This window comes from Massilia antarctica (assembly GCF_015689335.1).
GTDB classification, from domain to species: Bacteria; Pseudomonadota; Gammaproteobacteria; order Burkholderiales; family Burkholderiaceae_D; genus Telluria_A; species Telluria_A antarctica.
Window position 1 is genome coordinate 588069 of sequence record NZ_CP065053.1, and the last position, 26258, is coordinate 614326.

Below are 26258 nucleotides of genomic sequence, written 5' to 3' on the forward strand. Positions count from 1 at the left end.
ACAGTTGAACAAGGCCGCCAAGGATCGCCATGAACCCCACTTCCCCGTTTCGCCCGGCACTGGAAGGTGCCCTGAGCCACGCGCTGGCCCATCTGGATCATCTGGAACAGCAACCGGTCGGCGCCCGCGCCAGCCTCGACACCCTGCGCGCCCGGCTGTCCAGGCCGCTGGGGGACACGGGCGTGCCGGCCACCCAAGTGATCGACGAGCTGGCCGCCGACACGGCCGGCGGCATCAACGGCAGCGCCGGCGGGCGCTTTTTTGGCTGGGTGATCGGCGGCGCCTTGCCGGCCGCGCTGGCGGCCGACTGGCTCACCAGCGCCTGGGATCAGAATGCAGCCACATACGCCTGCGCGCCGGCCGTGAGCGTGATTGAAGAAATCTGCGGCACCTGGCTGAAACAATTGCTGGGTTTACCGCGCGACGCCAGCTTCGCCCTCACCAGCGGTTGCCAGATGGCGCATGCGACCGCCCTGGCGGCGGCCCGCAATGCGCTGCTGGCGCGGCGCGGATGGGATGTGGAACGCGATGGCTTGTGCGGCGCGCCGCCGATCCGCATTCTGAGCGGCGATCAGTTTCACGGCAGCATTACGCGCGCAGCCCGCTTGCTGGGCTTGGGCACGGGCGCCGTCATCGGCCTGCCCGTGAACCAGGCAGGCCAACTTGAACCGGCGGCCTTGCAGCAGGCGCTGGTCCACAGCTCCGGCGCGCCCGTCATCGTGCTGCTGCAGGCGGGCGACCTCAATATCGGCGCCTACGATTGTTTCGCCGACCTGATTCCGTTGGCGCACCGCTACGGTGCCTGGGTGCATGTGGACGGCGCCTTCGGCCTGTGGGCCAACGCCAGCGCGCGTTACCGCCATCTGCTGGCCGGCGTGGCGCAGGCCGATTCCTGGGCAACCGACGGTCACAAGTGGCTCAACGTGCCCTACGACAGCGGGTTTGCCTTTATTGCGGATGCCGATGCGCAGCGCCGCGCCATGTCTTTCGAAGCCAGTTATGTCGCCCGCAACGATCAGGTGCGCGAGCCGAAAGACTGGAATCCGGAATGGTCGCGGCGCGGGCGTGGGGTGGCCGCCTATGCCGCCATGCGCGAGCTCGGACGCGACGGAATCGAAGCCATGATCGACCGCTGTTGCGCGGCCGCTCACGCACTCGTGACCGGCATTGCCGCCCTGCCCGGCGTTGAACTTGTGTGGAAACCGCAGGTCAATCAGGGACTGCTGCGTTTTCTCGATCGCACGCCGGGAGCCACGCAGAGCGATCACGACCGGTGGACGGATCAGGTCACCAACGCCGTGCTGGCCGGCGGCGAGGCGCTGTTCACTAACACGAGCTGGCGCGGCAAGCGTTGCATGCGGGTATCTGTATGCAATTGGCAGACCGGCGATGCCGATGTCGCGCGCGCGGTCGCGGCGGTCGCACACGTCTTGCGGGGCGCATGATTTTGCGGGAAAACAGGGGGAACGAAGGCACTGTCGGGGCGCTGTCGGGTGATTTTCGTCACCGACACGGACCAAATCGGTCGATACTCGTGGATCACCAGCCTCGGAGCCATGATGATTCTTAAACAACTGCGTATCAGCCGCCAGCTTTCTCAAGAACAGCTTGCCCACATGTCGGGCTTGAGCGTGAGGACGATCCAGCGCATGGAAAGCGGCCACAAGGCCAGTGTCGAGTCGCTCAAATGTGTGGCGGCGGTTCTCGAAGTGGCGCTGTCAACCTTGAACGAAGAGACATTCGTGATCGACAAGCACGCCGACAACTGGCATGCGCTACCGCTGTGGCTGCGCTGCTGGTTTGGTTTCAGCTTTCTGCATGTTCACCCAACCCGGCGCGTGGCCAAACGCATCGAGCTCGTGTCGCACGCCACCGGGTTTCTGTTTTGCCTGCTGGGCCTTGTCAGCGAAGCGGCCCTGGCCGGCGGCTTGATCATGCTGTCGACGGCGTATCTGTTTTACCTGCTGTCGTGGCAGGGGGACCGCTACGGCATCTGGTTCGACGCCCCCGCGGACGGCGAAGTGCACGGCGCCTGAGGCCGGCGCTTACGGCCGGACGCCGCCAGTGGCCGCGCCGGCTTACTCCAGGTTGGCGTGATAGCCGCTGCCGCCATCCTTCCAGTAGGCGGCGGCGCGGATGGCGGACTTGTCCAGGCCCTTGACCTCCACCAGTTCCCGGCGCACGGCGGCCATGGTCGCGGCCTCGCCCGCGCACCAGGCGTAGCCGTCGCCAGCCGGCAAAGTCCAGGCTTGCACGGCGGCCAGCAGCTCGGCATCCTTGGCGACCCAGTGCAAGTCCACCTCGGCCTGGCCGGCGAAAGCACGGCGGTCGGCCGCATCGTCGACCTTGACGATGACGGTGGCGCGGCCGCCGGGGGGCAACTCCTCCAGGCGGCGCGATATCGCCGGCAAGCCGGTTTCGTCGCCGACCAGCAAATGCCACTCATAATCGACCGGAATGATCAGCGAACCTTTCGGGCCGCCGATGGTCACTTGCTGGCCGGGACGTGCCTGGGCTGCCCAAGCCGCGCAAGGGCCGTCGCCGTGCAGGGCGAATTCGATGACCAGTTCGCCGGCTGCCGGGTCGAAGCTGCGCGGGGTGTAGTCGCGCCGGACGGCATCAAGCCCGTCACCCAGGATGAACTTGACGTGGTCGTCGAACGAGGCGCTATGGAAGTCGTGCAGCGCCGGGCCGCCGAAAGTAATGCTGCGGAAATGGCTGCCGATGGCGCGCACGCTCAGCACCTCGACCTGGCGCATCTTGAGCTCGTGGCGCACACGCTGCACGCGGCTGACGGGAGAGTCTATACTCATGTCTTTATCTTTCAGTTGGTTGACAATGTCCCCTATCATGAGCGAATCGAATGACAATGTCAACCATTCTGGCGCGGCGCGGCAGGATGCCGTTCTGGAACTGATTCATTCGATCATGCACCAGTACCGGTCGCAGCAATTCCAGGCATTGCGCGACGGCCAGCACGAACTGACGCATATGGAAGCGAAGGTGCTGGCGTTTTTCGGCCATCGTCCGGGCGCGACCCAGAGCGAGCTGGCGCGCCACAGCGGACGCGACAAGGCACAGGTGGCGCGCCTGATCACGGCGCTGCGCGAACGCGGCTTGCTGCATGGGGAAGCCGATGCGGCCGACCGCCGCAACACGCGCCTGTCGCTGACCGATGCCGGCCGGGCCATCCAGCAGGCGGCGCAAGCCGAAGCGGGCAAGCTGAACGCGCAGGCGGTACGGGGGATGAGCGGGGAGCAGCAGGAAGTGCTGCTCGGTCTGCTGTTGCAGGTGAAGGACAATCTGAACCGGGGCGAGTAGGAACCGTCTGCGCCAGGGAACCTGCCAAAGGTCAGGCTCCCACGGACCGGGACCGCCTAATGCTGCACGATGCCGACCTGGTTGCCGCTGCCCGATTGCGCAATGGCGGCAGAGAAGCCGTTGCCGTTCTGGGTGATCGTCGCGATGTTCGGCGTGTCGTAGTTATTGCCGCCGTTTTGGGTGACGGAAGCGATATTGTTGTTGCCGGTCTGGCTCACGAGCGAGCGGCTATAGTCCAGACGCTGCACGACAGTGGCCTTATTCAGATTGCCGGTCTGGACAATGCTGCTGGCGTTATCCTGGCCCTGCTCGTCGCTGCTGGCGAGGTTGGCGTTTCCTTTCTGGATAATCGTCTGTTCGCGCGTGAAGTAGGAATGATGCTGCTTGACACTCGCGTTATTGGCATTGCCCACCTGCTGCACCTGGACACCCGAATACACGGCGTCATTCTGGTCGATCGTGACTTTGTTCCCATTGCCGGTCTGGTCGACCAGCGGTCCGCCGAAACCCGAATTGACCTGCTTGGCCGTGATGGCGTTGTCATTGCCGGTCTGGTGAGCGGTAATACTGAAAGGGAATAATCCGAGCTGATCGACATTGACGGCATTGCGGTTGCCAATTTGCGCGATCGTATTGCCCACTTCACCGGAATCCTTTTGCTTCACGACCGCCTTGTTTTCGCTGCCGAGTTGCTGGATGATCGTGCCGCTGCGGGTGATATTGTCCTGCGCTATGCTCGCCGCGTTGTTGTTTCCGGTCTGGATAATCTCGGCATAGGCATCGTAGGAGCGCACCTGGAGAATGCCCGGGGTTTTCGATGCCGGATCGCCGGCGACATTGTTATTGCCGGTCTGCTTGATGGTGGCGGTCAATTCATAGAATTCGTAGTCGGGCGCCTTCTGGTCCACGTACAAGGTGTTGCCGGTGCCGACTTGTGAAGTGGTCACGGTCGCCTGGGCCCACACCGCGCCGCTGGCAAAGGCCATGGCAAGCGCCGCGGCAATGGTTGATAGTATTGTTTTCATGAGTTTCTCCTTGAAATTGCTGCGCAAAAAAGGTGGCAGCGAAAGGTCGATGCCGCCGTGCACGGAGTGCAAACTGGCTGCTTCAAGGGTCGAGTGTATCGGTCGATACTGGCCTCCGTTTGAGGCTTCTCAACTGCTGAGACCGGTGTTTTTCGGCATGCCGGCCCGGTGCCAGCCTGCCATTGCGCGCTTCAAATGCAGCGATACGCGCAATTACACCAGCGGCGGCGAATCGCTTTCGGCCTGGGATACAGCCGGGCTTTTCTTGCTGCTGAAAACCGCGCTTGCGCCGTTCTGGATACGGCGTATCGTCGACAAAAAACCAGGCGCGCAGATCATGCTGGGTGGAGCGATTATTATCGTCGCTGTGCTGTTCCACTTTGTCCATACGATCGGCGAGCCATTTGGCCATCCGATGCTCAAGGTGCGAATTGTCCGATCATTGATTGCGCGGGCGAGCATCGCCTTTAGCGTCAAGAAGCGGCACCAGCTTTTCGACCGCGAAATCGATGAACGCGCGTACCCGTTGCGGCATATGACGCTGGTTCGTGAAAATCACGCTCACTTCCTCCATATCGCCGGCATTATGGGCAGGAAGCAGTTCAACCAGCCTGCCCGCCTGGATATCGTCGTACACGTGGAACATGCCAAGCCGGCTGATGCCAAGTCCGTCGATGGTCAACTGGCGCATGGTTTCGCCATTATTTGTCAGCATGGCGGTGCGGATGGGCAGCTGCGCAATCTCGCCATCGATCAGGAATGGCCAAGTAGCGGCCGTGCGGCGAAAATTAAAGCCAAGGAAGCTGTGCTGCGCAAGCTGCGCCGGCGTGTCTGGCATGCCACGCGCTGCCAGATAGGAAGGCGACGCCACCACGGCGCGCCGGCTGCGTCCCAGCAAACGGGCATGAAAACTGGCGTCTTGTAGCGAGCCCATACGGATCGCCACATCGACGCGCTCGCGTTGCAAGTCGACTTTGGCATCGGTGAGCGAGATATCCAGGGTGATGTCCGGATCGCTGCGCAGAATGGCATATTCGGGCGACTTGTCGCCGGCTTCGGGGATAGTTTTAACCCAGTGCAGCCCGTCTGGATTGATGAGCAGCGGGAGGGCGTCGGCCGCCGCTGCTTTTGCATCCGGTGCCGCCGACGCTGAAAAACTTGCGCCGGCAAGGATCGCTGTCATCGCGATGGCAATGCTGGCCTTACGTACTTTGCTGATAGTCATGATCTTCCCTGATGTCCTTGGAGAGGCACCTTGCCAACTCCCTGAAACACAGTATGGGATGAACCGACCCGAATGATTAGAGCCAGAAATAGAACATGATTTGGGAATTTGATTCACTAAGCATCGAATCGACGGAACGGTCCGCCCATCCTACAGTCCGATAGCGAAAAAAAAGGACATGCATAAACATGTCCCTTTTTTCAACTACTGAATGCTGGTGGGCCTCCCGTGAGTCGAACACGGCACCAACGGATTATGAGTCCGCTGCTCTAACCAAGCATGAGCTAGAGGCCCGAAATCGGTGCGACGGGGATGCTGACACGGCCATCATGAAAAATAGCCTCCCGTCACAAAGTGGCGAGAGGATATGGCTTTTCGCATCAGCCCGTCAAGGCTTAATTACCTTCCAGGAAGCTCTTGAGCTTGTCGGAGCGCGATGGGTGACGCAGCTTGCGCAGCGCCTTCGCTTCGATCTGGCGGATCCGCTCGCGTGTGACGTCGAATTGCTTGCCCACTTCTTCCAGGGTGTGGTCGGTCGACATCTCGATGCCGAAACGCATGCGCAGCACTTTCGCTTCGCGCGGCGTCAGGGAATCGAGCACATCCTTGACCACGCCGCGCATCGAGGCGTGCAGCGCCGCGTCCGATGGCGCCAGGGTGTTGTTGTCTTCGATGAAGTCGCCCAGGTGGGAATCGTCGTCGTCGCCAATCGGCGTTTCCATCGAGATCGGCTCTTTGGCGATCTTCATGATCTTGCGGATCTTATCTTCCGGCATTTCCATCTTGATCGCCAGAGTCGCCGGATCGGGTTCCGCGCCCGTTTCCTGCAAGATCTGGCGCGAGATGCGGTTCATCTTGTTGATCGTTTCGATCATGTGAACCGGAATGCGGATCGTGCGCGCCTGGTCGGCGATCGAGCGCGTGATGGCCTGGCGAATCCACCAGGTCGCATACGTGGAAAATTTGTAGCCGCGGCGGTACTCGAACTTGTCCACGGCCTTCATCAAGCCGATATTGCCTTCCTGGATCAGGTCGAGGAATTGCAGGCCGCGGTTGGTGTACTTCTTGGCGATCGAAATGACCAGGCGCAAGTTAGCCTCGGTCATTTCGCGCTTGGCCTTGCGCGCCTTCATTTCACCGGCCGCCATTTGGCGGTTGATGTTGCGCAAGTCCGGCAGCGGCAACACCACTCTAGCCTGCAGGTCGATCAGGCGCTGCTGCAGTTCCTTGATCGTCGGAATATTGCGTCCGAGGATGGCGGAGTAAGCATGGCCGGCGTTGACTTCGCCATCGACCCATTCCAGATTCGTTTCATTGCCCGGGAATACCTTGATGAAGTGGGCGCGCGGCATGCCGCACTTGTTTACGGCCACGTCGAGGATTTGCTTCTCGATATGGCGCACTTCATCAACCTGCCCGCGCAGGGTGTCGCACAGCTTCTCGACCACCTTGGCGGTGAAACGGATGCCGAGCAGTTCGTTGGAAATCGATTCCTGCGCCTTGACATAGGCTTTCGAGTTGTAGCCATCTTTCTCGAAGGCCTTGCGCATCTTGTCGAACTGCACCGAGATGATGTCGAATTTTTCCAGCGCCTGGTTTTTCAGCGCTTCGAGCTGTTCGGCCGAGAAACCCGCGGCGCCAGAAGCGTTGTTCTCTTCTTCCTCTTCCTCTTCTTCCTCGTCGGCCTCTTCCTCGTCTTCATCCTCGTCGGTGGCGACCGGCGCCACGACAGGCTCGAGCGGTTCGTCCGGGTCGACCATGCCGTCGACGATTTCATCGATCTTGATTTCGTCGTTCTGGATGCGGATCGCGGCGGAAATGATTTCGGCGATCGTCACCGGGCAGGCGGAAATGGCCTGGATCATGTCCTTGAGGCCATCTTCGATGCGCTTGGCAATCTCGATCTCGCCTTCGCGCGTGAGCAGCTCGACCGAGCCCATCTCGCGCATATACATGCGCACGGGATCGGTGGTGCGGCCGAAGTCGGAGTCGACCGTCGACAGCGCCGCTTCGGCAGCGGCCTCGGCTTCGTCATCGCTGGTGACCGTGGCCACATTGTCCGACAGCAGCAAGGTCTCGGCATCGGGCGCGTGTTCGTAGACCGCGATCCCCATGTCGTTGAAGGTGCCGATGATGCCTTCGATCGCTTCCGGATCGACGATATTTTCGGGCAGGTGATCGTTGATTTCGGCGTAGGTGAGGAAACCGCGTTCCTTGCCGAACTTGATCAGGGTTTTCAGTTTCTGGCGGCGCCGCTCGAGTTCTTCCTCGGTCGCTTCCGTATCCGACGAGAACGCGTCTTTCAGCAGGGCTTTTTCCTTGGCCTTGCGGTCCTTGGCCTTGGCCTTGTCGACCGCTTTCAGCTCGGCCCGCTCGACCGCGTTGAGGGCCGCCACTTCATCGTTCTCGGGCTGGAATTCTTTCGGCTTGCGCCCGCGCCGGCCCGGTACCTTGACTGAGGGCAGCACGTAACCGGACGTGTCGATCGCCGCCAGGGTGGCGGCATCGGTGGTCTGGCTGACGGCAGGCGTGGCGCTCGCACTCGTACTCGTGCTGCGCGTTTCGGCCTTGTCTTGCGCTTTATCCGCCTTGGCGGACGTTCTCGTTGGCTTATCAGCCGCTTGGGTTTCAGGTTTCTTGATTGGCACAGGCGCTTTCGATGTCACAACGACTAGCTTTATGGTGGATTAAGATAAAGTTTGTTGCCGGCCTTTTGGGCCCTACGTCCCGAATCGGCCCGCAGACCGCTCCGGCATTGCTGCACTCATACACCTTTACATCACCTTACGGGCACGACACGCGCGATTTCGGCAGTAGTCTACTGCAAACAACGGCGGTTGGAGGCGCGAGCCGTGCGTGGCTGGAAAGCAAACCGATGTTTGCCATCGACAGCGCAACGCCGTCGCAACCAAAGCTGGCCCTGGCCGCCGACGCCCCACCATCTTTGCGCCGATCAAGAGCCTAACTCACTGAAAGAAATACAACTTACGGACAACGAAAAAATTTCTGCGAACACAACACTTATCGTTTTATTATAGCACGCAGTCCGTCTTTTTCCAGTGCCAAACGCCCCCTGTGCGGGACCCCGATTTCCCCTATGAAGAAGGGGCCTAACTCGGCACGCCGTCGTCTTCCAGGCGCTTTTGCTCCGCCATGATTTCGCGGTACCGCACACCCACCTGATCTGAGGTCAGGCCGGCGGAAAACAACTGGGTCAACTCCTGTTTAAGCGCCGCAAGTTTGATCTGCCTCACAGCCCCGATGAGCCACAATTTCACGCTGTCGAAGTCCGATTCGGGCTCGGACGCAATCTCGGCGATCAAGCCATCGTATTCGTTGCTCGTATCCTTCAAATGCTGGGACAAGGCGGCAAAGCTGCCGTTCGCCCCCAGCGCCTGGCCGCAGGCGACCAGATACAACAGACGCTCGGCAGATTCCGGGCCGAAATGGCTGAACGCGGCCAGGGCCGCCTCGTCCAGCTCCAGGCTGAGCGGCGGATGGGCCACCAGATGGCGCAAGATCTGCAATTCCAGCCCGACCGGCTCCGGCCGGCCCTGGCGCGGCGGCGCCCGGCGCGCCACCGAGACCGGCTTGGACAGCTCGAACAGGGCTTCGATTTCAGCCGGCGTGGACTCGGTCATGCTGGCCAGGCCGCGCACGATCTGCAGGCGCAGGGAAGTCGGTGTCATCGATTGCAGCAAGGGCTTGGCGTCGAACTGGACCCGGGCGCGCCCTTCCGGCGTGGAAAGATCATGCTCGCCCGACACTTCGCGCAGCAAGAACTGCGACAAGGGCATGGCTTCGTGAATTTCTTGCTCGAACACATCGGCGCCGAACTCGCGCACGAAACTGTCCGGATCGTGCTCGGCCGGCAAAAACAGGAACTTGATGATCTTGTTGTCGCTCACCTGCGGCAGGCAGGCTTCGAGCGCGCGGCGGGCGGCGCGGCGGCCGGCCTTGTCGCCGTCGAAACTGAAGATCACGCTATCGGTCTGGCGCAGCAACTTTTGCACGTGGGTACTGGTGCAGGCGGTGCCGAGGGTGGCCACCGCTTGCGGAAAGCCGAGCTGGGCCAGCGCGACCACATCCATATAGCCTTCGGTCACCAGCACATAGCCGGCGTCGCGGATGGCCTGGCGCGCCTCGAACAGGCCGTACAGCTCCAGGCCCTTCTGGAACAGCGGGGTTTCCGGGGAATTCAGGTATTTTGGTTCGCCCTGGTCGAGTACGCGTCCGCCGAAGCCGATCACCTGGCCTTTGGTATTGCGGATCGGGAACATGATGCGCTCGCGGAAGCGGTCATAGCGCTTCTTGTTGCCGCCGTCTTCATCGACCTTGTCGATCACCAGACCCGACTCGACCAAGGCCAGCGCCTCGTAATCGGGGAATACGGTGCGCAGGTTATCCCAGCCGGACGGGGCGTAGCCCATGCCGAAGCGGGCCGCCACTTCGCCCGTCAAGCCGCGGTTTTTCAGGTAGGCGATGGCATTCGTGGCGCCGCGCAACTGGCCGCGATAGTAATCGCAGGCCTGGGTCATGGCTTCGGTCAGGGCCAGCGCCTGGGCCTGGTTAGCGGCACGCTGCAAGGGGGGAATCTTGTCGTCCGCATCGGGCACGACCATGCCCACGCCCTGGGCCAGATCCTTGACCGCATCGATGAAGCCCATGCCGGAATACTCGATCAGGAAGCCGACCGCGTTACCATGCGCGCTGCAACCGAAGCAATGGTAAAACTGCTTGGTCGGGCTGACGGTGAAACTGGGGGATTTTTCGCTGTGAAACGGGCACAAGCCCATGAAATTGGCCCCGCCCTTCTTCAGCTGGACGTAGCGGCCGACCACATCGACGATGTCGATGCGGTTGAGTAAATCGGTCAGAAAGGATTGTGGAATCACGTTCGATGAACAGTCTTTGTGTCAGGTCAGACTATACCGCCGCGCCCGCCACAGGTTTGATCTGCGACAAGACGCGGGTGCGCCGCCTGGGTGCGCCGCCTTGGCGCTCCGCCTTGGCGCCTCGGCTAGCCGTTGCGGCTTCCGTAAGAACGGTCCGTAAGGATGTCCCCAGGACGATCAGGCAGGCGCGAGCGCCTTCTTGATCAAGCCCGAAACCGCGCTCATGTCGGTGCCTTTTGGCAATTTCGCCTTGAGCAAGCCCATGACCTTGCCCATGTCTTGCGGACCGGCGGCGCCCGAGGCGGTCACGGCGGCGGCGACTTCGGCGGCGATTTCCTCTTCCGACAGGCCGGCTGGCATGTAGGCGGCGAGGATGACCAGCTCGGCCTTTTCGATATCGGCCAGGTCGGCGCGGTTACCCGCTTCGAACTGGCTGATCGAATCCTTGCGCTGCTTGATCATTTTTTCGATGATCGCCAGGGTTTGTTCATCGTCGAGCTCGATGCGCTCGTCGACTTCGCGGCGCTTGATCTCGGCCAGGATCAGGCGGATCGTGCCCAGCTTGGCCGCTTCTTTCGCGCGCATCGCCGTTTTCATGTCGTCGGTAATTTGTTCTTTCAAGCCCATGGCAATCCTCGTATTGATAAGTGATGTAATAGCAGGTACACGCAGCAAAAAACCAAATAGCAAAACCCGCTGCGGTAAACCGGAGCGGGTCTGCGACTACAGTAAAAACAATGACCCGGACAGGCTGTTGGCCGTCACCGGATCAGGTTCGACTGGACAGTCTTAGAATAATTTCTTAGGCAGTTGCTGGCTGCGGATGCGCTTGTAGTGGCGCTTAACGGCAGCTGCCAGCTTGCGCTTGCGCTCAGCCGTTGGCTTTTCGTAGAACTCGCGTGCGCGCAGTTCGGTCAGCAGACCCGTTTTTTCGATGGTGCGTTTGAAGCGACGCATTGCGACTTCGAACGGCTCGTTTTCTTTAAGGCGAATAGTGGTCATGTAAAAATCAAACCGTTAGATTTAGGGAAGAACGAGATAATAGCACCGATCACACAGCTTTGGAAGTATTTCGCTTTTCCTCTTCCGTTTTTGCTGTTTCGCAACAGCCACAGCGCCGCCCATTACACCGCCTGCCCGGCCGCCACAGCCGAGGCCCATGCCCACTGGAAGTTATAGCCGCCCAGCCAGCCGGTCACATCGACCGCCTCGCCGATGAAATACAGGCCAGGCACCTTGTTGGCCATCATCGATTGCTGCGACAGCTCGCGCGTATCGATGCCGCCCAGGGTCACCTCGGCCTTGCGGTAGCCTTCCGATCCGGTCGGCACGATGGCCCAGCGGTTGATAGCGTCGCCCAGCTTGCGCAGTTTTGCGTCCGGCAGGTCGGCCAGGCGTGCATCGGGCGTCAGGCCGGCGATGGCGATCACCACCTCGGCCAGGCGCGCCGGCAGCCACTGCGAGAGCACGTTGCCGAGTTGCTTCTTGAGCGTGCTCTTGCCCTCGATCAACTCCTGCGCCACATCCATCTCCGGGAGCAGGTTGACGATGATCGGCGTGCCCGGCTGCCAGTAGCTGGAAATTTGCAGGATGGCCGGGCCCGACAGGCCGCGGTGAGTGAACAGCAAATCCTCGCGGAAATGGCCGCGCTTGTTGCCCTTGCCCTTGTTGCTGCCCGTTTCCACCTCGACTTCGAGGGCGATGCCGGCCAGCGGCGCGAAGGCTTCCCAGCCGGGGCCGTCAAACGTCAGGGGTACCAGGCCAGGGCGCGGCTCGACCATCTTGAGGTCGAACTGGTCCGCGATGCGGTAGCCGAAATCGGTCGCGCCGATCTTGGGGATCGACAAGCCGCCGGTAGCGATGACGACGCTGTCGGCCAGGATTTCGCCGCTGTCGGTGAGGATGAAGAAGCCCTCGGCGGTTTTGTCGAGCGACTCGACCTTGGACGGCATGCGCCAGGTCACATCGCCGCTGGCGCACTCGGCCTTGAGCATCTGGATGATCTGCTCGGCCGACTCATTGCAAAACAGCTGGCCGCGATGCTTCTCGTGAAAACCGATACGGTGTTTCTTCACAAGGGTCAGAAAATCCTGCGGCGTGTAACGCGACAAAGCACTCTTGCAGAAATGGGGATTATCCGACAAAAAATTCTGCGGCGCGGCATTGATATTAGTGAAGTTACAACGTCCTCCGCCAGAAATCCTGATCTTTTCTGCAAGCTTCTCCGCATGATCGATCAACACCACGCGTTTGCCGCGCTGGGCGGCGACGGCCGCGCACATCATCCCGGCCGCGCCCGCGCCGATCACTGCTACATCAAATTGTTTTGCCATGGCGTATGCCGGTTTCCGCTAATCACTAAAACAGTGATTGTAAACCGCGCCGGAGCCGCCAAGTGCCCGAACGTGTCCGAACCAGCGGTAGAAATTCCTACCACCGGGGTCTGACCTCTGATTAGCAACACAAATAATTGCTAATCAGAGGTCAGACCCCGGTTGTAGGTGTTTGAAGGTGGTCGGGCTCAGTGAAACTCTGCACAGGGTAGGAAATTCAGGCTGGCCGTGCGAGTGCCTGGATATGCTCGACCGCGCCGTCGGCGCAGCGCACCACGTCGCCAATCACGATGATGCTGGGACTGCCCAGCCCGGAAGCGGCGAGATCCTCCGCCAAATCAGCCAGGGTCGTCAGCAGCTGCGTCTGACCCACCCCGGTCGCCGAGTGGATCACCGCCACCGGCGTGCTGCCCGCCTTGCCGCCCGCCAGTAGCGCCGCCTGGATCTGCCGGCAGCGCGCCACGCCCATGTAGATCACCAAGGTCAGCCCGGTCTGCGCCAACAAGGCCCAGTCCGGCGTGCGGGCGCTGCCGGGCTCGTCGCCACGCTCATGCCCAGTCACGAAGATGGCACCCGAACTCCAGTCGCGGTGCGTCAGCGGCACGCCGATCGACGATGGCGCCGCCAACCCGCTGCTGATGCCGTTGATGACCTCGACCGCGATGCCCTCCGCCATCAAGTGCGCGCGCTCTTCGCCGCCACGCCCGAAAATGAAGGGATCGCCCCCCTTGAGCCGCACCACTGTGCGCCCGGCCCGCGCCTCGGCCACCATCAGCCGTTCGATGAATTCTTGCGAGGTCGAGCGGCAGCCGCCGCGCTTACCCACCGGCACAATACGCGCCGACGGCGAGGCGTGCTCCAGGATCGCCAGGTTGACCAGGTCGTCCACCAGCAGCACATCGGCCGCCGCAATCGCCTTCACCGCTTTCAAGGTCAGCAGCTCCGGATCGCCCGGACCGGCCCCGACCAGATAAACCTTACCCTTGTTCTCCATGATGCGCACCCGTGTTTGCTTGTATTGACTTTGAAACTAGCAAGCACTGTGCCACTTGTTCGGTAATCGAGGCCGGCACGTCCACCTTGCCCTCCAGCGCATGGGCGATCCAGGCCGCCGTGGTGGCAGCGTCACGCTCGGCCGGTCCCTCCGCCACGTCATCCGTTGGTGCATCGCGCTGCACCAGGACGGTGCGTTCAAGGCCGTGGAACCAGTCGATCTGCTGCGCCCGGTTGGCGTTGGCCACCGTTTCGCCTTCGGTGCCGCGCATCAGGAAGGCGTCGCCCCGCCCTTCGCGCGCGATGGTGGTGAAGTATTCGCCGAGCATCTCGAGGTACTCCGGATGCGTGTACGACACCAGCCGCAGCGCCGGCCCGGCGAACGGTTGCAGGATCTTGACCAGGGTATGGGTCGAGTTGCGCACGCCCAGAATGCGGCGCAGCGACAGCAGGTGCGCCATTTTCGGCGCCAGGGTCTCGATCGGCATGAAGGCGGGCTTGCCCGCGGCAAACGCGGCCTGCACATCATCGGCCGAGCGCGCCGGCCCGATTCCCATCGCGGCGAAAATTTCGGCCGTCGTCACCCGCCCCGGATCGCTTGTCACGCCATGCACCAGCACCGGCACGCCTTCGCGCGCCAGCAGCAGCGCCAGCAGCGGGGTCAGGTTGGCCATCTTGCGTGAGCCGTTGTAGCTCGGAACGAGCACCGGCGCATACAGGCCGGCCGGCGCCGCCAGCGGCGCGAACGAAGCCAGGCCCGCATCGAGGAAACCGGCGATCTCGTCCACCGACTCGCCCTTGAAGCGCATCGCCAGCAAGATGCCGCCCAGCTCCAGGTCGGACACCCGGCCGTCGAGCATCGCTGCGTACAGCGCTTGCGCGTTTTCGCGCGTCATGTTGCGCGCCCCTTTTTTGCCGCGCCCGATTTCTTTGATGAAAGTGGCTGCCGGGAATGGTTCGGTTGTTTTGTTCATGGGGTTCAGCTTAACACTGCATGGAGAAAAAATTATTTGGCATAAAGTGAATCCGGCGACGGCAGCGCCCCGTATATCTGCATACACATCAGTGTGAAACCCTATAACGAGGAGAGCAACATGAACCAGATGAGAATACGGGCCACCATCGGCGCGCTACTGGCGGGTAACCTGCTGGCCTGCGCGTTCGCGCCGTCGGCATTCGCATCGAGCCACCGGGAAGCGCCGTTCATCACGCGCAATCCGAAGATCGATGCCACCGACTTCTACATGTTCCGCAGTTACCAGGCTGGCCGCAGCGATTTTACAACCTTGATCGCCAATTATGTGCCCTTGCAGGATGCCTACGGCGGCCCGAATTACTTCATGATGGACCCGGACGCGCTCTACGAAATCCATGTCGATAACAATGGCGACGCCAAGGAAGACATCACCTTCCAGTTCCGCTTCAAGAATACCAATAAAGATACGCAGCTGACCGTGGGCGGTAAAAAAGTCTCGATTCCCCTCGTGATCAACGGCGGCCCGATCGCCGACACCAATGCCGCCGGCGCCAATGTGCGCGAAACCTTTACCGTCACCGTGGTGCGCGGCGACCGCCGCACTGGCACCCGCGCCATGGTGGTCAACGCCGACAGCGGCCACAGTGCCTTCGACAAGCCTTTGGATAACATCGGCAACAAGTCGATTCCCAACTACGACGCCTACGCCGCCAAGCACCTGTACAACATCACCGTTCCCGGCTGCTCGGCGCCGGGCAAATTGTTCGTCGGCCAGCGCAAGGATCCGTTCGTCGTCAACCTCGGCGAAACGTTCGACCTGATTAACATCAAGGCCCCGGCCGTCGAGTTCAGCGCCAACGCCGAAAAAGGCGCCAAGGACGACCTGGCCGACAAGAACGTGACTACCCTGAGCATGGAAGTGCCGACCGCGTGCCTGGTCAGCGCCACCGCGGGCGACCCGGTGATCGGCGGCTGGACCACGGCCAGTCTGCGCCAGGGCCGCCTGATCAACCCGACGCCGAAGTCCGACGCCGACGTCTCGAAAGAAGGCGGCGCCTGGGTCCAGGTATCGCGCCTGGGCATGCCGCTGGTGAACGAAGTCGTCATCGGCCTGAAGGACAAGGACCGCTTCAACCACAGCAAGCCATCGGCCGACGGCCAGTTCGCCGACTACGTCACCAACCCGACCCTGCCCGCGCTGGTCGAAATCCTGTACGGCAGCGCCGGTGCCAAGGCCCCGACCAACTTCCCGCGCAACGACCTGGTGGCCGCCTTCCTGACCGGGATCAAGGGCGTGAACCAGCCCAAGACCGTCACCGCCTCGGAAATGCTGCGCCTGAACACCTCGATCGCCCCGACCGCAGCGGGCATGCAAAAACGCCTCGGCGTGATTGAAGGCGACAACGCGGGCTTTCCGAACGGGCGTCGTCCGGGCGACGACGTGGTCGACGTCGCGCTGCGCGTCGTCATGGGCAAGCTGTGCACCCTCAACATCGGCTGCGCGCCAGCCGATGCACCGGCCGGCGCCCTGCGCTTTACCGACGGAGCGTATCTGGACGAGACCATGGTCAACACCAGCTTCCCGTACCTCAAATCGCCGATCCCGGGTTCGCCACAGAAGTAATGGCCACCGCAATCACATGAACCGGAGAGCACCATGAAAAAACTGAGCCTGATCTGTGCCTTGCTGCTGCTGACGGCGTGCGGCAGCGATACCCGCACCTCGTCCCCGCCGGAAGTACCGACGCCACCGCCGCCACCAGCGGGCCCGGTCGCCGATGCCTTCTACAACTCGGTGAAAACCACCGTGGCGGCCATGCCCGACGATAGCGAAGCGGCCAGCATCGACACAATCGCCAGCACCGCGCCGGAAGACACGGAGCCGTCAACGCTGTAAGCCTGTAGCCAATCCGGCCGCGAGGCATGCTTCGCGGCCGGTGCCGTACCCAAGAAAAATCTTCTCACGCACCGGGAACACATCATGCCGACACGATTCGCCCGCATTGCCGTGCCCGCGCTGCTGCTGTACGCGTTCGCTGCGCCGGCCATTCACGCAGCACCCCACATTCCCGCCAGCGGCGGCACCGTCATCGAACGACTGCCGCGCCGCGCCGATCCTTTTCAACGCGAACTGGCCACACTGCGCGCGCAACTGGCCGCCAGTCCCAACGACGTGGCGCTGGCCACACGTACCGCGCAGCGCTACATCACGGTCGCGCGCCAGGAAACCGATCCGCGCTATTTCGGCTACGCCCAGGCCGCGCTGGCGCCATGGTGGGCGATGCCGGCGCCTGCGCCGGAAGTGCGCCTGCTGCGCGCCACCTTGCTGCAAAGCACCCACCACTTCGCCGAAGCCTTGCGCGACCTGGACGCCATCGTCAGCGCTGATCCGAAAAACCCGCAAGCCTGGCTCACGCGCGCCATCGTGCAGACCGTGCGCGGCGACTACCAGGCCGCCACCGCGAGCTGCGCACGCCTGTCGTCGCTGTCGACCGAACTGGTGACGATTACCTGCGTGGCTAACGTCGGCACCATGACCGGACGCTCGGCCAGGAGCGAAGCACTGCTCGACCTCACCCTGCGCCGCAACCAGGAAGCCGACAGCGAGATGCAGGTCTGGGTCTTGACCCTGCTCGGCGAAATGGCGCAGCGGCGCGGCGACACAAAGGCTGCCGAGGAGCGCTTCAAGCGCGCCCTGGCCCTCAGCCCGCGCGACAGCTATCTGCTCGGCGCCTACGCAGACTTCCTGCTGGAGCAGCGGCGCGCGGCCGAAGTCATTGCCCTCGTCAAGGACCACTCCCGCATCGACGGCCTGCTGCTGCGCCACGCGCTGGCCCTGCGCCAGGGCGGCGCGGCCGGCGACGCGCTGCGCAATGCCGACGCCGAACTGAAGGCGCGCTTCGACGCCGCCATGCAGCGCGGCGACACCGTCCACCAGCGCGAGCAGGCGCGCTACGAGCTGCACATCCGCGGCGACGCCAAAACGGCGCTGGCGCTGGCGCAGCAAAACTGGGCGGTGCAGAAGGAATCGGCCGACATGCGCGTGCTGCTCGAAGCGGCCGCCATGGCCGGCGACAAGACCGCCGCCGCACCGGTCGTCGACTGGGTGGCCAAACACGCGGTGGAAGACGTGGCCGTGGCGCGCATGGTGAAACAGATCAAGGCGGGCGCATGATGGGCCGCTACCTCATCGGCCTGCTGATGTTGGCACTGGCCCTGGTGGCCGCGCCGGCGCGCGCACACAAGCCGAGCGACAGCTACCTGACCCTCAAGGTCGCCGGCCAGCAGGTCGACGGCCAGTGGGACATCGCCCTGCGCGACCTCGATTTTGCCCTGAACCTCGACCAGAACGGCGACGGCGAGCTGACCTGGGATGAAGTCCGCGGCCAGCATGCGGCCATCGCCAACTACGCGCTGGCGCGCCTGGCGCTCACCAGCGGCGCGGCGGCCTGCCCCATCGTCGCCGGCGAGCAGCTGATCGACCAGCACACCGACGGCGCCTACACGGTGCTGCGCTTTCGCGCCACCTGCGCGGCTAACGTGACCATGCTGGGCGTGGGCTACCGCCTGTTCGCCGATCTCGATCCGCAGCACAAGGGGCTGGTCAAGCTGGAACACGAGGGCGTGACCTCGACCGCCATCTTCAGCCCCGAGGCGGCGCGCCAGGACCTGTCCTTGCGCATGCCCGGCAAGTTGACGCAGTTCGCCGACTACGTCAAACACGGCGTGTGGCATATCTGGATCGGCTTCGACCACATCCTGTTCCTGCTCTCCCTGCTGCTGCCGGCGGTGCTGGCGCCAGGCGCGACGAAACAGGACCAGTCGCTCAGGGCGGCCTTTATCGATGTCCTCAAGGTGGTCACCGCATTCACCTTGGCCCACTCGCTGACCTTGACCCTGGCCAGCCTGCAGGTGCTGTCGCTGCCGTCGCGCTGGGTGGAATCGGCGATTGCGGCCTCGGTGGTGCTGGCGGCGGTGAACAACATCGTTCCGCTGTTTCGCGGGCGCCGGCCGCTGGCGGCGTTTGCGTTCGGGCTCATTCACGGCTTTGGCTTTGCCGGCGTGCTGGCCGACCTGGGCTTGCCGCAAGGGGCACTGGTGTTAAGCCTTGCCGGTTTCAACGCGGGCGTGGAGCTGGGGCAGTTGGCCATCGTGGCGGCATTCCTGCCGCTCGCGTACCTGGCCCGCCGCACCTGGTTCTACCGTCAGTTGATGAGCACCGGTTCGGTCGCCATCGCCTTGGTCGCCGCCGTCTGGCTGTTCGAGCGCGCTTTCGATATGAAAGTGCTGCCCGTGTAAAGGGTAAGTGCGTGGTTTGGGGGACGCAGCCGCATTCCGCCGTGCGCTCCGTTCCCTTTTTTTACAGCGCGATCAGCTTGCGGTTGGCGGCGCCCGGCAAGGTCTTGAGGACCTTGCCGGCAACGGCCGTGTAGCTGGGCGACTTGACCGTGCTGACATAGCGGTACTCGGCGCGCGTTTCGGATGGCGTCACCGTCACCACCATGAAGCCGCGCGACCTCGTTTCCGCATACACCAGCGGTCCGATGATCTGTTCCAGGCCGGCCGCCACCAGCGCCGGATCTTCATTTTTGAAGATCTCTTCGAAGCCCGGCGACGTCACCGACGACACCCCGAACTCCACCCCGACCGCCTGCCCGGTCATGTCGGCCAGGTCGCTGGCCCAGGCGTTGTGGGTGTCGCCGGCCAGGACCACCAGGTTCTTGTTCAGTGCCCTGGCCGTGGCCAGCACGGTTTCGCGCGCGGCCTGGTAGCCGTCCCACGCATCGAGGTTGTACGGCACCGATGGCTGGGCCAGGATCTGCTGCTCGGCGGCCGTCAAGGTCGCTGGCGCGTTCTTCGCCTTCGCCAACAGGGCGACGTAGGCGCCGAAGCCGATTGCGCCAAGCACCAGCGGCGCGGGCAGGTTCATGCGCGCCATCAGCACCTGCTGGCCCAGCATCTGCCAGGTGGCACTCGATTTGCTCATCTGGTTCGTCAACCACGCGCTCTGGTCGGCGCCCATCAGCTGGCGCGCCGGGTTGCCCACGTCCGCCGCGAAAGCGGCGCCGTTGAAGGCGCCGCCGGCGCCGACGTAGCTGGCGTAGCCGAGCTGCTTGTCGCGGCCGATGATGCGCGTGTCGAGCATGTGCAGGGACAGCAGGTTGCCGAAGTCGAAGGAGCGGTAGATGCGGTCGGGTTTACCGGCGTCGGGCAGGCGGATCGGCATCCATTCGTTGTAGGCCTGGATCGCCATCTGGCGGCGCGCCAGGAACAGGCCTTCGGTGGCCGGATCGTGGTTTTCCGCGCCTTCGCGCCAAGTGTCATTGGCCAGTTCGTGATCGTCCCACACGGCGATGAAGGGCATGCGCGCGTGAATCGCCTGCAAGTCCTTGTCGGTGCGGTACTGGGCGTAGCGGCGCCGGTAATCGCTCAGGGTGATGATCTCGTTGGCCGGTACCGGCACGCGGCCCATCGCCTCGGCGTCCTTGGTGGCGTAGCCGTCCCTGGCGTATTCGTAGATATAGTCGCCCAGGTGGATGGCGGCGTCGATGTCGTTCAGCTTTGCCGCTTCGGCGTAGACATGGAAGTAGCCGGCCGGGTAGTTGGTGCAGCTGAACACGGCCAGCTTGACCTGTGCCAGGTTGCCCGTGCCGAGGGTCTTGGTGCGGCCGACCGGCGAGGCGACGCCGTACGCGCCGAAGCGGTAGTAATAGACGCGGTTGGCGGCCAGGCCGGTGGCATCGACCTTGACGGTGTAGTCGCGCGCGGGGCCGGTGGTGGTGGTGCCGGTGGCGGCCGTGACGGCGAAATTGGCGTCTTCGGAGAGCTCCCATTTGACCTCGATGTCGCCGCTGCCGGTGGTGCTGACGCGGGTCCACAGGATGATGCGGTCGCTCATCGGGTCGCCGCTGGCCACGCCGTGGGCGAAGCGGACATCGATGTCGCCGCCATCGCTGCCGCCGCAGCCGGCCAGTGCGACGCCGGACGCCGCGACGGTCCCGAGCGAGAGCTTGCGAAGGAATGTGCGGCGCGAATTCGATTGGGTCATGACGGTTCGTGATGGGCAGTTGAGAAGCCGGCAAGCTTAAAGGAGCGGCATGACTTGCTGATGACAATGTGCCGCAATCGGCCCGTTTTTGATGCAAGCGGTGCAAGAAGGACCGATTCGGGCTAAACTCCTCTATCCACGCCGAAAAACACGAGAAAAAGCAGCCTTCATGATTACTACTCCAGACATCGAAAATACCAACGTCACGTCGTTCGCGACCATGCCGACCCCGGAAGAGCTGCACAAGCGCCTTCCCCTGACCGACAGCGCGTTTGCCACGGTCATGCAGGGCCGTGCCGCGCTGCGCGACATCATCGACCGCAAGGACAAGCGCCTGTTCGTCGTCGTCGGCCCGTGCTCGATCCACGACCCGGTGGCCGGCATCGACTATGCGCGCCGCCTCAAGGCGCTGCAGGCCGAGGTGGCCGACACCATGCTGCTGGTGATGCGCGTGTATTTCGAAAAGCCGCGCACCACGACCGGCTGGAAGGGCTATATCAACGACCCGCACATGGATGATTCCTTCCGCGTCGACGAAGGCATGGAAAAAGCGCGCCGCTTCCTGCTCGACGTGTGCGAGCTGGGCCTGCCCACCGCCACCGAAGCGCTCGACCCGATCTCGCCGCAGTACCTGGGCGACCTGATCGCCTGGACCGCGATCGGCGCGCGCACCACCGAATCGCAGACGCACCGCGAGATGTCGTCGGGCTTGTCGACGCCGGTCGGCTTCAAGAACGGCACCGATGGCGACATCAGCATCGCCATCAACGCCATTCTGTCGTCGGCGCATCCGCACTCGTTTTTGGGCATTAACGGCCAGGGCACGGTATCGATCGTGCGCACCAGCGGCAACGCCTACGGCCACGTGGTGCTGCGCGGCGGCGATGGACGTCCGAATTACGATTCGGTGTCGATCGCGATCGCGGAGCAGGCGCTGGAAAAGGCCAAGCTGCCGGCCAACCTGGTGGTCGACTGCTCGCATGCGAACAGCTACAAGAAGCCGGAACTGCAGCCGCTGGTGATGTCGGACGTGGTGCAGCAGATCCGTCACGGGAACAAGTCGCTGGTCGGCGTGATGATCGAGTCGAACATCGTCGGCGGCAATCAGAAGATTCCGGCGGATTTGTCGCAGCTGAAGTATGGCTGCTCGGTGACCGACGGCTGCATCGATTGGGATGCGACCGCATCGATGCTGCGTGCCGCGCACGCGGAGCTGTTGCAGCGTCCGTAAACCGCTAAAATCTATAAAAGCCCGTAGCTTAAAAACCGTCGTTCCCGCGCAGGTCCCAGTTTCTATGAAACTCCTCAAATCTCTTGGAACTGTGCAAAGTGCGAGGGCGCTTCCAAATGGCGCTAACCTAAGCTCCGTCATTCCTGCCATTGGCAGAAATGACTTCCCGCGCAGGCGGGAATCCATAGCACATTCGTATATCGACGGTGCTATGGGGGAAACGCATGCGTTTCCGCCTGCGCGGGAGCGACGGTTTCGAGGTTTGTAGTCGCAAAGCTGCTCAAATTAGCGGCAAAGACTAGTTCCTGGAGAGGCGGGAACCCAAGTCCGTCAATAAGCCGCTAGCTGCGCCATAAACTTGGGTTGCCGTGGGGGCGCCTAGCCCTGCGCGGGAACGACGGTTTGAAGTGTAACGACGTGGTTAGCGACGGCACACCCGGTGCTTTACAATGGCGCATTCCTTCTTATCTTGCGCACCCTCCCATGATTGTTCTCGGCGTCGAATCCTCCTGCGATGAAACCGGCCTTGCGTTGTACGACACGCAACGCGGCCTGCTCTCCCACGCCCTGCATTCGCAGGTCGCCATGCACGAGGAGTACGGCGGCGTGGTGCCCGAACTGGCCTCGCGCGACCATATCCGGCGCGCCATCCCGCTGCTCGAAGAAACCCTGTCGCGCGCGAATGTCGCCATGGCCGATATCGACGCCATCGCCTACACCCAAGGTCCGGGCCTGGCCGGCGCGCTGCTGGTGGGCTCCTCGATCGCGTGCAGCCTGGCCCTGGCGCTCGATAAACCAGTGCTCGGCGTGCACCACCTCGAAGGCCACCTGCTATCGCCCCTGCTGGCGAGCGATCCGCCGCAATTTCCCTTCATCGCCCTGCTGGTCTCGGGCGGTCACACGCAGCTGATGCGGGTCGACGGCGTCGGCCAGTACACCCTGCTCGGCGAAACCCTGGACGACGCGGCCGGCGAAGCCTTCGATAAATCGGCCAAGCTGCTCGGCCTGGGCTACCCAGGCGGCCCCGCCATTTCGCGCCTGGCCGAATTCGGCGATCCGCTGGCTTACAAGCTGCCGCGTCCCATGCTGCACTCGAAGGACTTCAACTTCAGCTTCTCGGGCCTGAAAACGGCCGTGCTGACGGTGGTGAAGAACCACGAGGAAAAAGTCATCGCCAATATCTGCGAGCAGGACAAGGCCGACATCGCACGCGGCTTCGTCGATGCCATCGTCGATGTGCTGACCGCCAAGTGCATCAGCGCGCTGCGCCACACAGGCTTGAAGCGCCTGGTGATCGCCGGCGGCGTGGGCGCCAACGCCCAGTTACGCGCCTCGCTCAATGCGGCCGCCTCCGCCAAGAAATTCCGCGTGTTCTATCCGGAGCTGGAATTTTGCACCGATAACGGCGCCATGATCGCCTTCGCCGGCGCCATGCGCCTGCAGATCAATCCCAACGCCGCCACGCGCGACTACGGCTTCAACGTGCGCCCGCGCTGGCCGCTGGACGAGATCAAGGTGGTCTGAACGACGCCCATGCCGGCAAGCCGCGGCGCCGCCGACGATCCTACCGTGTACCGTATTTTTCCAAAGAATGGCACACTCGCCCGGTTCTGTTTTTCCGGAGGTGCTGTATGCGTGTTGTTAGCTGGAATATTCACTGGGGCTGCGGCAAGGATGGCAGGATCCGCATCCATGCCATCATCGATGTGTTGCGCAAATTAAATCCCGATGTGATTTGCCTGCAGGAAGTTGCGTCAAACCATGCCGAGCTCGAAGGCAACGCCAACGCCAACCAGTTCCGCCAGCTGGCCGGGGCCTTCGGCGGCTACCAGCCGGTGATCGAACCGACCAGCGAAATCTACCAAAACAATATGCCTCGCCAGTTCGGCAATATGTTGCTCTCAAAATTCCGGATCAACCAGGTGCACCGCTACCTGCTGCCGTGGCCGCCCGACCCGGGCAGTCCGGCCGGCATGCCGCGCGGGCTGATCGAAGCCGTCATCGATGCGCCCGGCGGCCGGGTGCGCGTGCTGACCACGCACCTGGAATACTACTCGCCGGTGCAGCGCATGGCGCAGGTACGGCATATCAAGTATTTGCATTGGGAAGCGTGCGAACGGGCGCGCATCTTTCAACCGGACCCGACCATGGACCCGCCCTACCAGCTCGGCTACCGGCCCGGCTCGGCGATCTATTGCGGCGACTTCAATTTCACGCCCGATTCGCCCGATTACCAGGAATTGATCGCGCCGGACGACAGCATCGCGCTGCCCCTGGTCGATGCCTGGCGCTTGCGCCATCCGGACATCGCGCGTGCGCCGACCGCCGGCTTGCATGGTTTCAAGTGGCCGGAGCGGGCCGATTGCTTCGACTATTTTTTCGTTACCGACGATCTGGCCCAGCGCGTGACGGAGGTGGAAGTGCAGTCGGAAACGGCGGCCTCCGACCATCAGCCGATCGTGCTCGATATTGCCTGAGCCTTAACAGCTTGCTCAGGCCGCCTGCGGCCTGGACTGGCGCTGATACAGGAATTCCAGCACCCGCGTGCGGTATTCCATGTACAGCGCGTCGTGCGCCAGCGCCACCCGCTCGCGCGGGCGCGCCAGCCGCACCTGCACGATGTCGCCGATGCTCGCCGCCGGCCCGTTGCTCATCATCACGATGCGGTCCGACAGCAGCACCGCCTCGTCCACGTCGTGGGTCACCATGACCACGGTCGATCCGGTCTGGGCCACGATGCGCAGCAGTTCGTCCTGCAGATGCGCGCGCGTGAGGGCGTCGAGCGCGCCGAAGGGTTCATCCATCAGCAGCACTTTCGGCTCCATCGACAGCGCGCGCGCAATGCCGACGCGCTGCTTCATGCCGCCCGAAATCTCGTTGGGCCGCTTGCTCGCCGCCGCGCCCAGCCCCACCAGCGCCAGCGCCGCACTGGCGCGCTCGCGCAGCTGGCTGGCCGATTCCTTGTTCGAGAACACGCGCTCGACCGCCAGGTACACATTCTCGAAGCAGCTCAGCCACGGCAGCAGCGAGTGGTTCTGGAATACCACCGCGCGCTCGGGCGACGGTCCGGCAATCTCGCGGCCGGCGCAGATCAGGGCGCCATCGGTGGCCGTGGTCAAGCCCGCCAGCAGGTTGAGCAGGGTCGACTTGCCGCAGCCCGAGTGACCGATCAGGGTGACGAATTCGCCCTGCGCCACCGTCAGGTTGATGTCGTGGAGCGCGTGGAAGCGTCCCTTGCGGGTCTCGAACACCATCTCGGCGTGCTGCACTTCAATGAATTTCTTGTTCATGTCAGTTCCCCGCTTCTTCGTAGGTAAAGGCCTTGGCCAGCGCCACCAGGGCAAGTTCGAGCGCCAGCCCGACCACGCCGATGACGGCGATGGCGATCAGGATGTGCGGCACGTTCAGGCTGTTCCACTCATCCCACACCCAGAAGCCGATGCCGACCCCGCCGGTCAGCATTTCAGCAGCGACGATCACCAGCCAAGCGGTGCCGATGGCCAGGCGCACGCCGGTCAGCATGTAGGGCAATACCGAGGGCAGCAGGATCTTGGTGAAGATTTTCCATTCCGACAGTTGCAGCACGCGCGCGACGTTCATGTAATCCTGCGGCACGCGCTGCACGCCGGCGGCGGTGTTGACGATCATCGGCCAGATCGAGCAGATGAAGATCGACCAGATCGCCGCCGGATCGGCCGACTTGAACACCAGCAAGCCGATCGGCAGCCAGGCCAGCGGCGAGACGGGCTTGAGCAGGCTGATGATGGGATTGAACATGCCCGCCAGAAAATTGAAGCGTCCGATCATGAACCCGAGCGCAATCCCGACCACCGCCGCCAGGCCGAAGCCGAGCGCCACGCGCTTGAGTGAGGCCAGGATGTTCCAGCCGATGCCCTGGTCGTTGGGGCCGTTGCGGTAAAAGGGATCGGCAAACATGCGCAGCGCTTCGGCGAAAGTGACGGCGGGCGAGGGAAAGCTGCTGTTGTTGACTGACACAATCTGCCATAGCAGCACCAGCAGGCCCAGTCCCATCAGCGGCGGCAGCACGGTTAGCACCACGCCGCGCAGGCGCGACTTGCCATTGCTCAAGGTCACGCCCTGACTGGCGAGGCGCTGGCTGCGCGGGCGTTTTTCAGGCACCGGCGCGGCCAGCGCGTCGGCACTCGGGGTAGTCGACATCGATTCCAGCACGGCACTCATCATGGGCTCC

The 26258-nt window shown here is 63.0% G+C and carries 24 protein-coding genes and 1 tRNA gene; 10 read left to right on the top strand and 15 right to left on the bottom strand.

The window, feature by feature from the left end:
* The first annotated feature begins 29 nt into the window (after positions 1-29).
* Positions 30-1445 (top strand): pyridoxal phosphate-dependent decarboxylase family protein, encoded by a 1416-nt coding sequence (locus tag IV454_RS02585; protein ID WP_206090100.1) that lies wholly within the window; start codon positions 30-32, stop codon positions 1443-1445.
* Between the two features lie 111 nt (positions 1446-1556).
* A complete protein-coding gene (locus IV454_RS02590; protein ID WP_229522025.1) occupies positions 1557-2036 on the top strand; it encodes a helix-turn-helix domain-containing protein in 480 nt (159 codons plus the stop codon).
* Between the two features lie 42 nt (positions 2037-2078).
* Here the strand turns inward: IV454_RS02590 and IV454_RS02595 are convergent, their stop codons facing one another.
* Positions 2079-2813 (bottom strand): siderophore-interacting protein, encoded by a 735-nt coding sequence (locus IV454_RS02595; protein WP_206090101.1) that lies wholly within the window; start codon positions 2811-2813, stop codon positions 2079-2081.
* Between the two features lie 37 nt (positions 2814-2850).
* Here IV454_RS02595 and IV454_RS02600 point away from each other — a divergent pair, with 37 nt between their 5' ends.
* The gene (locus IV454_RS02600) at positions 2851-3321 is read left to right on the top strand and encodes a MarR family winged helix-turn-helix transcriptional regulator (protein WP_229522026.1); all 471 of its coding nucleotides are present in this window, start codon (positions 2851-2853) and stop codon (positions 3319-3321) included.
* A 56-nt stretch (positions 3322-3377) separates the two neighbouring features.
* Here IV454_RS02600 and IV454_RS02605 read toward each other — a convergent pair whose 3' ends face one another.
* From IV454_RS02605 to ybiB, 11 genes are all read right to left on the bottom strand, one after another.
* Positions 3378-4346, bottom strand: coding sequence for a hypothetical protein (locus tag IV454_RS02605; RefSeq protein WP_206090103.1), 969 nt, complete (start codon positions 4344-4346; stop codon positions 3378-3380).
* Positions 4347-4428: 82 nt separating this feature from the next.
* Complete coding sequence (locus tag IV454_RS02610; RefSeq protein ID WP_206090104.1) at positions 4429-4758, bottom strand: hypothetical protein; 330 nt, start codon at positions 4756-4758, stop codon at positions 4429-4431.
* A gap of 27 nt (positions 4759-4785) precedes the next feature.
* The gene (locus IV454_RS02615; protein ID WP_206090106.1) at positions 4786-5571 is read right to left on the bottom strand and encodes a LysR substrate-binding domain-containing protein; all 786 of its coding nucleotides are present in this window, start codon (positions 5569-5571) and stop codon (positions 4786-4788) included.
* A 215-nt stretch (positions 5572-5786) separates the two neighbouring features.
* Positions 5787-5865, bottom strand: a tRNA-Ile gene (locus IV454_RS02620).
* Positions 5866-5966: 101 nt separating this feature from the next.
* Positions 5967-8219: an RNA polymerase sigma factor RpoD gene (rpoD, locus tag IV454_RS02625; protein WP_054264475.1), complete on the bottom strand. Its 2253-nt coding sequence runs from the start codon at positions 8217-8219 to the stop codon at positions 5967-5969.
* Positions 8220-8681: 462 nt separating this feature from the next.
* Positions 8682-10466, bottom strand: coding sequence for a DNA primase (dnaG, locus tag IV454_RS02630; protein WP_206090108.1), 1785 nt, complete (start codon positions 10464-10466; stop codon positions 8682-8684).
* 177 nt (positions 10467-10643) lie between these two features.
* Positions 10644-11093 carry a GatB/YqeY domain-containing protein gene (locus tag IV454_RS02635; protein WP_054264477.1) on the bottom strand — a complete coding sequence of 150 codons (450 nt, stop codon included), beginning with the start codon at positions 11091-11093 and terminating at the stop codon, positions 10644-10646.
* Positions 11094-11255: 162 nt separating this feature from the next.
* Positions 11256-11468 carry a 30S ribosomal protein S21 gene (gene rpsU, locus IV454_RS02640; protein ID WP_008451879.1) on the bottom strand — a complete coding sequence of 71 codons (213 nt, stop codon included), beginning with the start codon at positions 11466-11468 and terminating at the stop codon, positions 11256-11258.
* A 122-nt stretch (positions 11469-11590) separates the two neighbouring features.
* Positions 11591-12799, bottom strand: coding sequence for a BaiN/RdsA family NAD(P)/FAD-dependent oxidoreductase (locus IV454_RS02645; RefSeq protein WP_206090109.1), 1209 nt, complete (start codon positions 12797-12799; stop codon positions 11591-11593).
* 217 nt (positions 12800-13016) lie between these two features.
* Complete coding sequence (gene cobA / locus IV454_RS02650; protein WP_206090111.1) at positions 13017-13793, bottom strand: uroporphyrinogen-III C-methyltransferase; 777 nt, start codon at positions 13791-13793, stop codon at positions 13017-13019.
* A complete protein-coding gene (ybiB, locus tag IV454_RS02655; protein WP_206090113.1) occupies positions 13777-14766 on the bottom strand; it encodes a DNA-binding protein YbiB in 990 nt (329 codons plus the stop codon). Before ybiB ends, cobA begins: the two co-directional genes overlap by 17 nt.
* Positions 14767-14886: 120 nt before the next feature.
* Between ybiB and IV454_RS02660 the strand changes: the two genes are divergently transcribed.
* The 4 genes from IV454_RS02660 to IV454_RS02675 all read left to right on the top strand — a co-directional run bounded on the left by IV454_RS02660 (position 14887) and on the right by IV454_RS02675 (position 19067).
* Positions 14887-16392: a DUF4331 domain-containing protein gene (locus tag IV454_RS02660; RefSeq protein ID WP_206090116.1), complete on the top strand. Its 1506-nt coding sequence runs from the start codon at positions 14887-14889 to the stop codon at positions 16390-16392.
* A 33-nt stretch (positions 16393-16425) separates the two neighbouring features.
* A complete protein-coding gene (locus IV454_RS02665) occupies positions 16426-16665 on the top strand; it encodes a hypothetical protein (RefSeq protein WP_206090118.1) in 240 nt (79 codons plus the stop codon).
* Positions 16666-16749: 84 nt separating this feature from the next.
* Positions 16750-17943, top strand: a complete 1194-nt coding sequence (locus tag IV454_RS02670; protein ID WP_206090120.1) for a tetratricopeptide repeat protein — start codon at positions 16750-16752, stop codon at positions 17941-17943.
* Complete coding sequence (locus tag IV454_RS02675) at positions 17940-19067, top strand: HupE/UreJ family protein (RefSeq protein ID WP_206090122.1); 1128 nt, start codon at positions 17940-17942, stop codon at positions 19065-19067. The genes IV454_RS02670 and IV454_RS02675 overlap by 4 nt, the downstream gene beginning before the upstream one ends.
* A gap of 61 nt (positions 19068-19128) precedes the next feature.
* On the opposite strand, the gene IV454_RS02680 is transcribed toward IV454_RS02675, so the two are convergent.
* Positions 19129-20817, bottom strand: coding sequence for an alkaline phosphatase D family protein (locus tag IV454_RS02680; RefSeq protein WP_206090124.1), 1689 nt, complete (start codon positions 20815-20817; stop codon positions 19129-19131).
* Positions 20818-20989: 172 nt separating this feature from the next.
* Between IV454_RS02680 and IV454_RS02685 the strand changes: the two genes are divergently transcribed.
* The 3 genes from IV454_RS02685 (at position 20990) to IV454_RS02695 (ending at position 24525) form a co-directional block, all read left to right on the top strand.
* Positions 20990-22048: a 3-deoxy-7-phosphoheptulonate synthase gene (locus IV454_RS02685; protein WP_054264733.1), complete on the top strand. Its 1059-nt coding sequence runs from the start codon at positions 20990-20992 to the stop codon at positions 22046-22048.
* Between the two features lie 483 nt (positions 22049-22531).
* On the top strand, positions 22532-23572 hold the full coding sequence (gene tsaD / locus IV454_RS02690; RefSeq protein WP_206090126.1) for a tRNA (adenosine(37)-N6)-threonylcarbamoyltransferase complex transferase subunit TsaD: 1041 nt from the start codon (positions 22532-22534) through the stop codon (positions 23570-23572).
* Between the two features lie 107 nt (positions 23573-23679).
* A complete protein-coding gene (locus IV454_RS02695; protein ID WP_206090128.1) occupies positions 23680-24525 on the top strand; it encodes an endonuclease/exonuclease/phosphatase family protein in 846 nt (281 codons plus the stop codon).
* A 15-nt stretch (positions 24526-24540) separates the two neighbouring features.
* Here the strand turns inward: IV454_RS02695 and IV454_RS02700 are convergent, their stop codons facing one another.
* The gene (locus IV454_RS02700) at positions 24541-25338 is read right to left on the bottom strand and encodes an ABC transporter ATP-binding protein (RefSeq protein WP_206090130.1); all 798 of its coding nucleotides are present in this window, start codon (positions 25336-25338) and stop codon (positions 24541-24543) included.
* A 1-nt stretch (position 25339) separates the two neighbouring features.
* Positions 25340-26248, bottom strand: coding sequence for a nitrate ABC transporter permease (ntrB, locus tag IV454_RS02705; RefSeq protein ID WP_206092516.1), 909 nt, complete (start codon positions 26246-26248; stop codon positions 25340-25342).
* Positions 26249-26258: the final 10 nt, after the last annotated feature.